Source organism: Kitasatospora sp. NPDC051164 (assembly GCF_044455625.1).
Taxonomy (GTDB): domain Bacteria; phylum Actinomycetota; class Actinomycetes; order Streptomycetales; family Streptomycetaceae; genus Kitasatospora.
Genome location: NZ_JBITFB010000081.1, coordinates 909 through 13,337 on the forward strand (window position 1 = coordinate 909; position 12,429 = coordinate 13,337).

Annotated in this window: 12 protein-coding genes and 2 pseudogenes; 7 read left to right on the plus strand and 7 right to left on the minus strand. The window is 68.8% G+C overall.

Annotation, left to right across the window (positions count from 1 at the left end; genetic code table 11):
* Positions 1-346, minus strand: a pseudogene (locus tag ACIBEC_RS46805) (YncE family protein); the annotation flags it as partial.
* Between the two features lie 1,010 nt (positions 347-1,356).
* Here ACIBEC_RS46805 and ACIBEC_RS46810 point away from each other — a divergent pair.
* Positions 1,357-2,286 carry a transposase gene (locus tag ACIBEC_RS46810; protein ID WP_360509985.1) on the plus strand — a complete coding sequence of 310 codons (930 nt, stop codon included), beginning with the start codon at positions 1,357-1,359 and terminating at the stop codon, positions 2,284-2,286.
* Positions 2,287-2,750: 464 nt separating this feature from the next.
* Here the strand turns inward: ACIBEC_RS46810 and ACIBEC_RS46815 are convergent, their stop codons facing one another.
* Entirely contained in the window at positions 2,751-3,416 is a 666-nt protein-coding gene (locus tag ACIBEC_RS46815; RefSeq protein WP_360509984.1) for a TMEM175 family protein, read from the minus strand.
* A 419-nt stretch (positions 3,417-3,835) separates the two neighbouring features.
* On the opposite strand from ACIBEC_RS46815, the gene ACIBEC_RS46820 reads away from it, so the two are divergent.
* Entirely contained in the window at positions 3,836-4,132 is a 297-nt protein-coding gene (locus ACIBEC_RS46820) for a hypothetical protein (protein ID WP_360509983.1), read from the plus strand.
* 25 nt (positions 4,133-4,157) lie between these two features.
* Here the strand turns inward: ACIBEC_RS46820 and ACIBEC_RS46825 are convergent, their stop codons facing one another.
* Together ACIBEC_RS46825 and ACIBEC_RS46830 are read right to left on the minus strand one after the other, a co-directional pair.
* A complete protein-coding gene (locus tag ACIBEC_RS46825) occupies positions 4,158-4,481 on the minus strand; it encodes a DUF6191 domain-containing protein (RefSeq protein WP_360509982.1) in 324 nt (107 codons plus the stop codon).
* A gap of 66 nt (positions 4,482-4,547) precedes the next feature.
* The gene (locus tag ACIBEC_RS46830; RefSeq protein WP_360509981.1) at positions 4,548-4,907 is read right to left on the minus strand and encodes a hypothetical protein; all 360 of its coding nucleotides are present in this window, start codon (positions 4,905-4,907) and stop codon (positions 4,548-4,550) included.
* Here ACIBEC_RS46830 and ACIBEC_RS46835 point away from each other — a divergent pair.
* Both ACIBEC_RS46835 and ACIBEC_RS46840 read left to right on the plus strand, forming a co-directional pair.
* Positions 4,884-5,195: a hypothetical protein gene (locus tag ACIBEC_RS46835; RefSeq protein ID WP_360509980.1), complete on the plus strand. Its 312-nt coding sequence runs from the start codon at positions 4,884-4,886 to the stop codon at positions 5,193-5,195. The two genes, ACIBEC_RS46830 and ACIBEC_RS46835, sit on opposite strands and share 24 nt — an antisense overlap.
* A gap of 42 nt (positions 5,196-5,237) precedes the next feature.
* The gene (locus ACIBEC_RS46840; protein WP_360509979.1) at positions 5,238-5,543 is read left to right on the plus strand and encodes a hypothetical protein; all 306 of its coding nucleotides are present in this window, start codon (positions 5,238-5,240) and stop codon (positions 5,541-5,543) included.
* A gap of 175 nt (positions 5,544-5,718) precedes the next feature.
* Here the strand turns inward: ACIBEC_RS46840 and ACIBEC_RS46845 are convergent, their stop codons facing one another.
* Positions 5,719-6,705 carry an alpha/beta hydrolase gene (locus ACIBEC_RS46845; protein WP_360509978.1) on the minus strand — a complete coding sequence of 329 codons (987 nt, stop codon included), beginning with the start codon at positions 6,703-6,705 and terminating at the stop codon, positions 5,719-5,721.
* Between the two features lie 141 nt (positions 6,706-6,846).
* Here ACIBEC_RS46845 and ACIBEC_RS46850 point away from each other — a divergent pair, with 141 nt between their 5' ends.
* A complete protein-coding gene (locus ACIBEC_RS46850) occupies positions 6,847-7,482 on the plus strand; it encodes a helix-turn-helix domain-containing protein (protein ID WP_360509977.1) in 636 nt (211 codons plus the stop codon).
* A 191-nt stretch (positions 7,483-7,673) separates the two neighbouring features.
* On the opposite strand, the gene ACIBEC_RS46855 is transcribed toward ACIBEC_RS46850, so the two are convergent.
* On the minus strand, positions 7,674-10,187 hold the full coding sequence (locus tag ACIBEC_RS46855) for a phosphodiester glycosidase family protein (RefSeq protein ID WP_360509976.1): 2,514 nt from the start codon (positions 10,185-10,187) through the stop codon (positions 7,674-7,676).
* A 269-nt stretch (positions 10,188-10,456) separates the two neighbouring features.
* On the opposite strand from ACIBEC_RS46855, the pseudogene ACIBEC_RS46860 reads away from it, so the two are divergent.
* Positions 10,457-10,911 (plus strand): annotated as a pseudogene (locus tag ACIBEC_RS46860) (hypothetical protein); the annotation flags it as partial.
* A gap of 24 nt (positions 10,912-10,935) precedes the next feature.
* Here the strand turns inward: ACIBEC_RS46860 and ACIBEC_RS46865 are convergent.
* Positions 10,936-11,451, minus strand: coding sequence for a hypothetical protein (locus ACIBEC_RS46865; RefSeq protein WP_360509989.1), 516 nt, complete (start codon positions 11,449-11,451; stop codon positions 10,936-10,938).
* 175 nt (positions 11,452-11,626) lie between these two features.
* Here ACIBEC_RS46865 and ACIBEC_RS46870 point away from each other — a divergent pair, with 175 nt between their 5' ends.
* A complete protein-coding gene (locus ACIBEC_RS46870; protein WP_360509975.1) occupies positions 11,627-12,193 on the plus strand; it encodes a Uma2 family endonuclease in 567 nt (188 codons plus the stop codon).
* The last annotated feature ends 236 nt before the right edge of the window (positions 12,194-12,429 follow it).

Genomic DNA, 12,429 nt, shown 5'->3' on the forward strand with positions numbered 1-12,429 from the left:
CGACCGTGGCCGTCACGGTGTTGGTGGCGGTGTCGATCACGCTGACGGTGTTGTCGCCCTCGTTGGTCACGTACGCGTGCAGTCCGTCGGGAGTGACAGCCACATCGAACGGTCCGGTACCCACGACGACCGTGGCCGTCACGGTGTTGGTGGCGGTGTCGATCACGCTGACGGTGTTGTCGCCCTCGTTGGTCACGTACGCGTGCAGTCCGTCGGGAGTGATCGCCACCCCGGTCGGGAAGCTGCCCACCGCCACCGTCGGATCCGGCGGCGTCACCGCCGCACTCTGCTTGGGCCTTCCGAGGCCCAACAGTTGACGCCACTTCGACTGAAAACTCTTGGCCATGACACACCCCTTGATCCAGATCTGATCGGGATGGGGCGCCCGAGAGGATTAGTTGACGCTCCATCAGATGGAGGGCGTCAACAAGAGCGTCTCGCAACCTTCCAATGGTGCCCACCCGGCGTCTCCGCTGGCCGTCACGGCCAGAACAGGCAACGGCCTGTCCCCCGGGAAGGGATGGGCAGCCCACCGGGTCGAATGTCAGCAGTAACGCACCATCCCCGTGGCCAGAACAGGCCGCACGCGAATTATTCACCCTGATGGAGTAATCGAGTCGTCGACTCGATTCCACAAAGAGAAGGGCGTCTACGGCGGCGGCGAGGCGGATATGGTGGTCGACCAAGCAGCAGGCGACGGCTTGCGCGGCTCGGGCTTTTCCATGGCTGGCTGCCATGCAGTTGGCCCTGCTCGTGACCAGCCGAAGCCGCAATGGCTGATCAACTCACCTGATGCCAGCCCTTTGAGGCACTTCTACATGCTGGGGCGTTCCCGCCGACAGGTCGATGGGCCCACTCTTCCCGCCCTGGCGAGCCTCGCGCCCGAGGGGCGCGCTGCATGTCTGAGCGAGCCGGGCTTCTCTTTTCCGTCCTGCCATAAGCCTGCCTTGATCATATGTCAACTGACTTGCTCCGTCAGGGTGAATTATTCGTGTGCGGCCTGTTCTGGTCACGGGGATGGTGCGTTACTGCTGACATTCGACCCGGCGGGCTGCCCATCCCTTCCCGGGGGACAGGCCGTTGCCTGTTCTGGCCGTGACGGCCAGCGGAGACGCCGGGTGGGCACCCATGGAAGGTTGCGAGACGCTCTTCATCTAAGCTTGTCGTTTACCTTCGGTGATCGACTCGAGGTTGTTCGAGCTGGTCACCCACATGGGGATCTGCCGGACAAGGCGACGACCTCCGTTTCACGCTGTGTGATGTCGAGTCGCACAACAGAGCCGGAGGTCGTCGGTCTCGATTGTGGTCCCTGAAGCCGTTCGCCAGCAGGCAATCTCGGAACTGTCCTCCTTACGAATGGACTTGTACGCCGCGATGCCCCGCCGCGCGGACGCACTGTTCGAGCTGTCGGACGCCCTGCTGTGCGCCGACGGTCCGGTCCGCGCCCTGGTCGAGCTGGCCCTGGCGCCCGAGCACCGGCGCTCGCACGGCTCCCTGTACGCCGCCCTGAACCGCGGGGACCTCGATGCGGACGGCCTTCGGCGCGCGATCGCGGCCCGAAGCGTGCCCCGCGGCCCAGGCGGGCGGATCGTGCTCGCCGTCGACGTAACCGCCTGGCTGCGGCCGGACGCCAACACGAGCAATGCCCGTTCCTTCTGCCACACCTACGGCCGTCGTGAGAACACGCACGAGATGGTGCCCGGCTGGCCCTACTCCTTCGTTGCCGCCCTGGAGTCGGGCTCGACCTCGTGGACAGCTCTGCTGGACGCCAAGCGTGTGGAACCCGGTGCGGACACCGCGGCCGTCACCGGCGTCCAGCTGCGTGAGGTCCTGCACGGAATCCTCGACGCCGGGCACTGGAAGCTCGGCGACCCGCCGGTGCTGATCGTGGCGGACGCCGGCTACGACGGCCCGCGCCTGGCCTACCTCCTACGGGACCTGCCTGTCCAGGTCGTGGTGCGGATGCGCTCCGACCGGGTCTTCTTCAACCCCGTGCCCGACGACTACCGGGTGGGCCCCAAAGGCGGCAAACCCCGCAGTCACGGAGCCCGGTTCGCACTGGCCGACCCCGCGACCTGGCGCGACCCCGACAGTGACGGCAAGCACACCACCCGCCGCTACGGCACCGCCCGCGTCCGCGCCTGGCACCGCCTGCACCCCCGCGTGTGGCGACGCTCCGCCTGGAGCGACCACCAGGGCCAACTCCCCACCATCGAAGGCACCCTGATCCGCCTCGACGTCGACCACCTGCCATCCGGCGGCACCCCCAAGCCGGTCTGGCTGTGATTCTCCGACCCCACACCACCCGACGCGGACACCGACACCGCCTGGCACGCGTTCCTGCGGCGCTTCGACCTGGAGCACACCTTCCGCTTCCTCAAGCAGACCCTGGGCTGGACCCGCCCCCGCCTACGCGAACCCGCCGCGGCCGACCGCTGGACCCACCTGGTCCTGGCCGCCCACACCCAACTCCGCCTCGCCAGAGCGCTGTCCGCCGACCTCCGCCGGCCCTGGGGGCGACCCCAGCCCGTCGAGCGCCTCACCCCCGCCCTGGTGCTGCGCGACCAGGGCGCCCCATTGATCCGGCTCCGCTCAAGAACGGGGCGTGCCCGCCATGTACGGTCCCGCTGCTGGCGTTGTCGTCCGGCTTGGCCGCCTTCCGGGCCGTGTCCGCTCGGCCCGCCCCTGATGGTGGTGAAGGTGGCGGTGCCGGTGATGAGCGCGTTGCCCTCGTCCTCGGCGGAGCGGTGTCAGCGCGTGGGGCGGGCCGGGGCCAGCTGGTCGAAGCAGTAATAGATGGCGAGGAGCGCGTGGGTGGCCAGCATCGCGACCGGGCTGATGTATGCCAGGCCGACGGTGAGCAGGTAACAGAGGCCGCCGATGCTGAAGCGGCGCATCGCGGTGCGCAGTGCCGCGGGGGGCACTGGAGTGTCCAGCAGCCGTGCGTCGCGCGTGAAGGCGAGGAAGAGCAGGGAGAAGGCGATCCCCATCGCCACCATGGTGGAGGCGTAGACGGCGGCCGCGGTGTGGGCGTCGCTGTTGTCGGCGGTGAGGTAGGTCGCGAGCAAGCGGGTAGGGAAGGGGATCACCGACACGGTGAGCAGCAGGAAGAGATTGGCGAACAGGGTGCGCCGGTCCACCCGGCGTGCCAGTGAGCACATCGCGTGGTGATTGATCCAGATGATGCCGATGACCAGGAAACTCACCAGATAGGCGAAATACGAAGGCCACTGGTGTGCGAGCGCGCTATTCAGGGAACCGCCCTGCGCGGCCTCCGGTTCCGGCACCTTCAGGTCCAGCACCAGGAGCGTGATGGCGATGGCGAACACGCCGTCGCTGAAAGCCTCGAGGCGGTTCGTGCTGAAGTCGGCGGCTCGCTTCAGCGGTTCGGGCGGGGGTGCTTCCTCGGTGTTCACGTTGTCTCCAAGTCGGACTCTCTGGCAGCCGCGGTGGCGCAGGACCTGGATGACGAGGCGCTGTTTCGGGGCCGGGTCGACAGGGCCGACCACGGCGATCCGGACCCGCGTCCCCGGCGGGCGCAAGCGTACCGTGAGCTCGCCGGCGGCCCGCTCGGCACACCACCGCGGCCAAGCCGGTCGAGGGCGAGGCCTCCGAGCCCGGGAAAGAAGGGCGAGCAGCAGCCGGCGCCAGCGGAGTCGCCCATCGAGTGACTGAAGATCAACACGAAGCAGCAAGCAGCGCGGATCCTCCAGGCCGTCATGCTGCGCGCCTTCGACCCGCACGGGCAGTGGCAGCGGATGCACGCCGCTGCTGCCGCGTTCCACATCGAGCACGGCCACCTCGACCCCACCGACGAGGCGAAGCACGCTCGGCGATGGGCGCCCCGCACAAGCACCTCCGGGCAGCGTACCTGGACACGATGGCCGCTCTCGGCGTCCCGCCGAACATGGCGGACACCGACCCGGTGGCGTTCCTGGACGCCATGGCCAGCCTCAAGACCACCGGTGACCCGACGGAGCCGGCGGTGCTGACCGCGATCAAGCAGACCGCGAAGGGCACCCTCGGCAAGATGCGCGAACGCCCGCGCGGGCACGGCTACAAGCCCGGCGAGCGCTGGGCGGCTCTGGAGCGGCCGACCTGGGGTCTGTTTCAGAAGTGGATCTTGCAGTGAGGGAATCGCGCATGGCGGGGCGCGACTATCTCTGCTGTTGAACGACTGCGGTGCCGCCGTCCAAGTCGATACCTATGCGAGGCGGGGCGCCGGTGTGGTCGTCGTCCCGCATGACCAGCTGGGTCCGCCGCTGCTCGATTTGCACGCGCTTGTTGGCATTGAAGAAGGCGTGCAACTCCTCGGTCGCGGTGGCACCAAGGCCGAGCCCGCTGCTTCGCGTTCGAGTGGTCAGACGACGGCATAACCATCCTGGACAGCCAGATCGCACCACGAGATGCCGGATTGAGGCCAGTGTGAAGGGCACGATCACCAGCACTGCCATGAAGAGCAGACCCGCCATCATCACCATGCCGACCCAACGCGAGAAGGTGACACATCCGTTCCTGGCCGTTGCTGCCGTTTACGGCGGCGCCGGTCAGAGCCACTCGCCGATTGCGGCGACCAGCACCGTCGCTTCATAGCGAACAGCGAGCTTGTCATACCGCGTGTACCTCGTGGCCACCGCCCGGTTTCGCTTCAGCCGATTGATCCCGTACCCCACCGCGTGGCGCTGCTTGTAGTCGTCCTTGTCGAACTTCGGCGGCCGACCACCGTGGGAGCCGCGCCTCTTGCGGTTGGCGATCTGGTCGCGCTTCTCCGGGATCGTGCACCGGATGACCTTGATCCACTTCTGAAACAGACCCTGGGACCGCTGATGCGCGCCCCGGTCATCGACACCGCCACCGTCAACCTCCACCGCAAGCTCCGCAGGATGGCCGCCGACACCGGCCTGCACGCCTTCGCCGTCCTCCCCGACTGCGCCGTCTTCGCCGTCTTCGCCTCACCCGGCCCCGGCGCCCTGGACATCCTCACAAAGCCGGACGCCACCCTCACCACCTCGCTGCGCCTCGGAGTGAGTCCGGGGATGGTGAAGTTCGAGGGCTCCCGACCGATGGCCGAGATCACCGAGCTCATCGCCGACGACACGAACCCGGCAAGGCACATCAAGACCGGCGGAGTCAGCGCCTTGCCCAGGCCGTCGGCGTCTCGGTGCGTACCGCCCAGCGCTGGGCCCACGCCCTGACCGCCCTCGCCGAGGGCGAGCTGGCGGCCTGGGCAGCCGCGGGTGAAGCAGCGGGTACGCCGCGACGCCGAGAAGAACGGGTTCACGCTCCACATCTCCGGGACGTTCGGCTTCGACGCCGGCCCCAACTCCACCGACGACCCCCGCGAACGGCTCCTGGAGAACCTCCGGATGCCCGGCAGCATCGCCCAGACCCTCTACGCCGCCAGCGACCGCGGAGCCACCCAGGCCGAACAGGAGGAGATCCTCGCCGACGGCCTGCGCGACCACTACTTCCGGGCCGGCGGCGGCCGGCGCGCGCCGAAGGTCGCGCTGAACAGCCTCAACTGGATGGACCTCGAGCTGTAGAACCCCGCGGGCGGCCACCGTGTCGCCGAGATTGTGACGGAGCACTGCATCTGGCGGATGAGCACCAGATCTGTCGGGCTGTACGTTCCAGTTGGCAGGCAAGGTGGCTGACCGGTGACAAAGCCGTATCGCCTACGTGAGGGGGGTGTCCGGGCCTGGTACTCGGGTGGGCGGTTCAGCCCTGGAGGGCGGTGAGCCAGTCGGTCAGCAGGCGGTTGACCTCGTCAGGGCGTTCCTGCTGGATCCAGTGGCCGCAGCCTTCCAACAGGTGGGAGGCGGACAGGGCGGGGAGGGTGGTGGGGTAGCTGTCGATGGCATCGGCCATCCAGGTGGTGGAGGCATCCAGGGTGCCGCCGATGAACAGGGACGGCTGCTTGATCGCGGCTCCGCGATGGGGGGCGAGGTCCTCCCAGTCACGGTCCATGTTGCGGTAGCGGTTGAGGGCGCCGGTCAGGCCGGTGCGCTCGAACTCAGCGGCGTAGACGTCGAGGTCGTCCTCGCTCAGCCAGGCGGGCAACGTGCTTGCGGGGAAGCGGTCGCGCAGCCGGCCGCCGTGGGGAACGAAGTGCGGGTCGGGCTCGCCCTGGGCGGGCATGGTGTCAGCGGACAGTGCCGCGTAGAAGCCGGAGAGCCAGCCCCGGACATCGGGCTCGATCTCCGCCTCGGCGCGGCCGGGCTTCTGGAAGTAGGAGACGTAGAACTCCTGCTCAGGGCCGCCGATCCGGCCGAAGACGTCGGTGGGGCGAGGACCACCCGGCGGGGTGTAGGGGACGCTCAGCAGGCCGACGGCGCGGAAGACTTCGGGGTGGAGCAGCGCCGAAATGGCGGCGATGTTGGAGCCCCAGTCGTGGCCGACGACCACCGCGCTTTCCTCGCCGAGGGCGCGCACCGCGGCGACGTTGTCCTGCACCAGGTCGAGCATTCGGTAGGCGTCGGTCGCGGCTGGCTTGGAGGAGCGGCCGTAGCCGCGCACGTCGATGGCCACCGCCCGGTAGCCGGCGGCGGCGAGGGCCGGGAGCTGGTGGCGCCATGAATACCAGGACTCGGGGAAGCCGTGCACGAGCAGGACCAGTGGGCCGGTGCCCTGCTCGACCATGTGCAGGCGCCCGGCCGGGGTCCCGATGGTGCGGTGGCGGAGCTCGGCGGTCGGTTCGGGCTGCATGGGCTTCTCCTCGGTTCGCGGATGGACGCGGCTACTCGTCGATCATGCGGCGCGGCGGTCTCTCGACGCGATCAGCGTTGCCGTTCTGGCAAAATCGCAGCCCAGGGCGGGTGGGCGGTGCGGCGGGAAGGAACGGAACGGATGGCAGGCGACGACCTGGACGGCACGCTGGCGGCGATGGGGCCCAGACTGCGAGCCGCGCGCGAGCAGCACGGCGCCACGCTCGCCGGTGTCCACTGTGCTACCGGCATCTCGCCGAGCACGCTGTCGCGGATCGAGACCGGTCGGCGCAAGCCCACCCTGGAGGTCCTGCTTCAGCTGGCCAAGGAGTACGGCGTCTCCCTGGACGAGCTGGCCGGCACAGCCCCCGCCCCCGCGGTCGAGCGCCGCAGCAGGGCGCCGCACAGCTTCGGGGACGACAAGGCGGTACTGCCGCTGACCCGGTACGTCGGCGGCTTGCACGCCCACAAGCACGTGCTGCCCGCCGTCGAGGATCCGCCCGTGCGGCCCCGGCAGGCCTCCCACGAGGGCTACGAGTGGCTGTGCGTCCTGTACGGGCGACTGTGGCTCGCGCTCGCCAACCAGGATCTCGTCCTGGCCGCCGGGGACGTCGCCGAGTTCGATACCCGCACCCCGCACGGGGTGGCGAACGCCGGCACCGGCGGGCCGGTCGAGTATCTGATCTTGTTCGGGCCGCAGGGCGAACGACTGCGGCCGCGGACCACGCCGGTCCCCGGCCGCGGGGCCTGGCAGTCCGGCGGAACACCAGGGGCCTGAACTGCTCTGCGTGGCGGCCTCCCCGCTGAGCGCTTCAGTCGTTGAATTCCGCCGACTGAAACGTCACGCAGATCGGCGGGGCCTTCGAGGCGCCGCCGCCGAGAGGGCGTCCCGTCACTTCTGGTGCGTTCCAAGGCAGTAAGGAGACTGAACCAGCCCGTACACCTGCCGCTTCGGAGCGGTCGGTCGGCCTACTCGGCGAAGATGCCGATGGCGTTGGGGATCCGTCGTTCCTGGTCGTGGTCGAGGTGGTTGCGGACCGCGAGATCGCCGGTGTCCGGGTTGCGGGTGACCAGGGTGGCGGAGGCGCCGCCGTCCAGGTACACGCCGTCGGAGCAGCCGAAACCACGCAGGGCTTGGGCGAGTTCGGTGAGAGCCATCCCGGTGGAGGTGCTCTCTCGGCCGTCCGTGGAGAGAAGTGTGAGCAGGCGGCCGTGGTCTGCCAGGCAGACTGCGGTGCGCGGCTCGATGTCGTGGGCGTCCAGCCCTGCCAGTGGCCTCCCGTCGCGCAGCATCGGATAGGCGCCCAGGGCGAAAGCGAAGGGCACCGGCCCGTTCGACGCGAGGCGGTAGTCCGTCACGACCGCCGTTCCGACCGGCAGGCCCGCCAGCACCCGGGCGCCGGCCTCGCGGCCGAGCAGCACGAGGCTGTCGGCGGGGATCGGACCACGGCCCGGGGTGGTGGAGGCCGACACGACGCGGCTGTGACGGACCGTCAGTTCCCAGGTGTCCGTGCTGCAGGGCGCCTTTCGCGACTCGTCAATCCCGCACACCGCGCGCTCTCGGGAGACCTCACCCCAGTCGGAGGTGAACACCCCGATCGAGCCGACCGGCAGAGCGTACTGGTTCAGCCCGCCCAGCTCCCACGTACGGCCTGCGTCGCCGGCCGGGCACAGGTCCGGGGTGGCCGAGTACCCGGTGAAGACGGCCGCCGCGCAGTTGCCGCAGCGTTTCCAGGCACCCTGTGTCCGGAGCCCGGATTCGTCGAGCGGTACCGCGTAGACGGCGGAGCCGACGCCGTCATGCGGCTGCCGCGTCGCCCAGCACACTCCACCCGTCGTGGCGGCCTCACCCGGGAAGAACAACGCCTCGCAGGTGCGGCAGTGCCGCCACCCTGCCTGGCTGATCGGACTCGCACTGTGGTCGTGCGGCAGGATGAACGACAGGCCGAGGACCTGGTGGCTCTGCAGCGCGCCGCCCGGCCCGGTCGGGCACGCCCCGATCCGCGGGCTGAAGAGGAACTCGGTGTCGTGCGGACCGGGGTTCGACGGGTCGGCCTTGCTGACGAGATGGGTGCCGAGCGTGGGATTGCCCGGTCGCAGCTGCTCCGAGTACTGCGGGGCGGAGATGTTGACGAAGGCGTAGGCGCGGCCGTCATGGCTGAAGGGGCCTCCGGGCCTCTCCAGGCTTTTGGTGATGCCCACCGGGGCGGTGGCGCGCATCGGATCGAAGTTCGACGGATCCCGCATGACGGGGTTCAGTCGGAACCCGCCTGCCGTCGACCGCGGGCAGGTCCCCGGCGTCGCCGCGCCGGTCCACAGCAGTCCGTGGCACCGGGAGCAGAAATGCCATTCGGGTTGGCCGGAGCTGGCGTCGGCGCCTTGTTCGCGGCTGGGCAGATGGAAGATCCAGCTGTCGGGGGGATAACTGTGCTCTCCCCCGACCGGGCAGACCGTACCGTCGGTGGCGCCGTGGGGAGCCCAGAAGAGTCCGTGGCAGTTTCCGCAGTAGCGCCAGTCGGGTTGACCGGTGGTGTCGGTGGCGCCCTGCACATTGTTCGGCAGGACGAAGTTCCAGCCGGCCGGGACGTGTTCGCCACCGAGCGGGCACCTGCTTCCCGTGGCGGCCTCGTGGGGCGCGAAGAACAGCCCGTTGCACTTCGCGCAGTAGCGCCAGTCGGGCTGTCCGGTCGTGTCGGTGGCACCCTGCGTTGTGTTGGGCAGGGCGAAGTTCCAACCCTGCGGGTCGTGCTCGACGAGCACGGCCTCGGCCACCCGGGTGTCATCGGTCCAGGCGACCAGGTCGGAGTTGCGCGGGTCCACCGCCGGGCAGATGCCGAGGTTCGGGATGTCTCCCGGCTGCCAGAAGAGCCCATGGCAGGTGGCGCACAGGTGCCAGTCGGGCTGCCCGCTGCTGTCCGGGGCCCCCTGTTCACGGCTGGGCAGATAGAAGATCCACCCGTCCGGACGGTGCCGGTCCCCGGCAGGACACACACCTCCTCCGGGCTCCTCCTGCTGTGCATGGAACAGCCCGTGGCACTGCCCGCAGAAACGCCAGTCGGGCTGCCCGGTCGTGTCGGTGGCACCCTGCATGTTGTTCGGCAGCACGAAGTTCCAGCCCGCCGGGACGTGCTCGCCGCCGAACGGGCAGACAGAGCCCGAAGCGCTGTCCTTCGGGGCCCGGAACAGCCCGTTGCACCGTACGCAGAAGCGCCAGTCGGGCTGTCCGGTCGTATCGTTGGCACCCTGGGTCTTGTTCGGTAAGACGAAGTTCCAGCCGATCGGGTGGTGCCCGCCGTCGTCGGACGTGGCGACGTCACCGAAGTAGACGTACAGCCTGCCCTCGTGTTCGGCGGTGGGTCCCTCATCCACACCCACGACGTTCCAGCCGCCGGTGAGGTTCATCATGGGCCAGTCCTGAGGGTCCCGGTCGCCCGTCAGCTGGGCCAGCCGTTTGGTGTCCAGGAGGGTCATGTGGTCGGGCATGGCAACCCCTTGCCGTGATCTCCTCGCCACAGGGCCGTCCGGCGAACCACCAGGAGCACCGCCCGAACGCCCTGAATCCCCCGCTGGCGTTGGCCACCTCCCACGATCTTCGCGGGGACGGCCACCCGCCGGCCGGCAACGTTCCCCCGGCCGCGCCTGTAGCCTCCAACACATCAACAATATTTCGACACAGGCACTCATACATCCCGAGCGCATCTTCGATCGCGGCCACGGAACGGGGCTCGAACCGAAAGGCGACAAGAGCGCGGTCGACCGTCCACAGCCGCTTCCGGCAGTGGAGGCACGCCGGCGTCTTCGAGGCCCTGCTGGAGGGTGCGATCGCGGAAGCCGCCAAGCGGGGTGAGGTGGACTTGTCCCTGGTCAGCGTGGACTCCACGACCGTCCGGGCCCACCACGACGCCGCCGGAATGCACCTGGACCCTGACCGTCATCGCCGAGAAGGTCGACCAGGCCGCCAACCGCAAGAAGAAGGACAGCAAGGGCGGCAAGCCCGTCGGCCACGACGCCGAGCTCTACAAGGACGGAGCACCGTCGAGCGCCTGATCAACAAGCTGAAGGCCTGGCGAGGCATCGCCACCCGCTATGACAGGACTCCCGCTACCTCGTCGGCCTCCATCTTCGCGGCGCAATGATCTGGATCAAAGACCTCACCAGGACCACCGCTGATCACGACCGAATACGGGCCCTCGTACTCCAGCCGTAGATCGCGATCTTGCCGGGTGCCGGCTCATGGCCCGTAGACGAGGTCCGTACCCCCGCTGGCCTCAATTAGCCAGGACAACGAACCGCTGCCGAAGGGCCAGCCAGTGGTCGCCACCTGCACCCAAGCGCCGTCCGGCTCATCGGCTCTCGCGTCCCACCACCACCGGCTCCGGTCGTCTCCCATCCCTTCCTCGGTAGGGTCGAAGTAGTCGAGCCAACCGGAGAGCATCCACGGTCCCTGATCGACAGCCGCCTTCTGCTGCGGCGTCATGGCCCGCCACTGACGTAGCCAGGCCTCGGCGTCGAAGGGCTCGCCATGTTCTGGTTCGGGGTGCTCGGGCGCGCACTGCTGGATGAACCAAGTCGGCATCAGCTGCGGCCATCGCTCAAATGCTGGCCACTCACCCATCTGCGCGACCACGCACGTCAGTGCCGCGCGCGCATTGGCTATGACCTGGGCCGAATCCTCGGCAGTGAACCCGCTCTTCTGCCGGTCACCTTCTCGTAAGGGGTCACCGGTTGAGGCTCGTTCGCTCGGCATGCTGTTCACGTCACGTGGTGGTGCCTAGTAACGTTACTGGGTGCCGAGTTCCCACGAGCGCCCCTGCTCGGCGGGAGCCAGCCCAGCGCTACGGCCGTGGCAGCCAGGCCGCAGCGGACCCAAACAACTTCGCTAGTCCGTTCTGAGGACTGACATCCGGACAGGAGAGCAGCACGTGAGCACGGCGCATGCCAGCCCGGGTGACTACAGCCAGGTACCGAATCCGGAGCAGGCCCTCAAGTACGCGATCCAGCATATTGCGGGTGACCGTGTCGAGATCGTCGAGGGAGTCATCACCCCCGTGTCACCGTCCTGGGCCCACGAGACCGCCGTCGACCTGATCCGTGAACAGATCGGGCCCCGCATGCGCGAGCTCGGCCTCCGTGCCGGCTCCGGGAACCTCGACCTGCCCGGCACGGAGAACTACTACGTTCCGGACCTCGCCGTCGTGCCCGCCGAGTTGGCGAAGACCGAAGGGGCGCTCCTGCCCGACCAGACCGTGCTCGTCGTCGAGGTGACCTCGCCGTCGAACGGTGACACCGACCGGACCGCGAAGCGCCGGCGGTACTCGCAGTTCGGCGCTCCCGTGTACCTCCTGGTCGACCGGCAGGAACGCACCTGCACCCTTTTCTCCCAGCCCGGCCAGCTCGGCTACACCCGGATCGAAGGGCCCCACCCCTTCGGCACCCCCCTGCAGCTACCGCCCCCGTTGAGCACCGAACTCGACACGACGAACTTCTGACACAGGAAGCGGCCATGCGGGTCACCTCCGCGAGCGCGGGGCCGACACCTAGGCCCAATGCCGGTGACTTTGTGCTCTGTGTGTCGTTGGTTGTGGTGTGGCGAGGGTGGGGCAGGTCAAGTCGTGTGCGGGTGAGCGGTAGTCGGATCGGATTGCGATCGGGGTGCTGACGCAGGCGTTTCCGCCGGGTCTGGTCGATGAGGTGATCGCTAAGACCGGGCGGGGTGAGAAGCGCA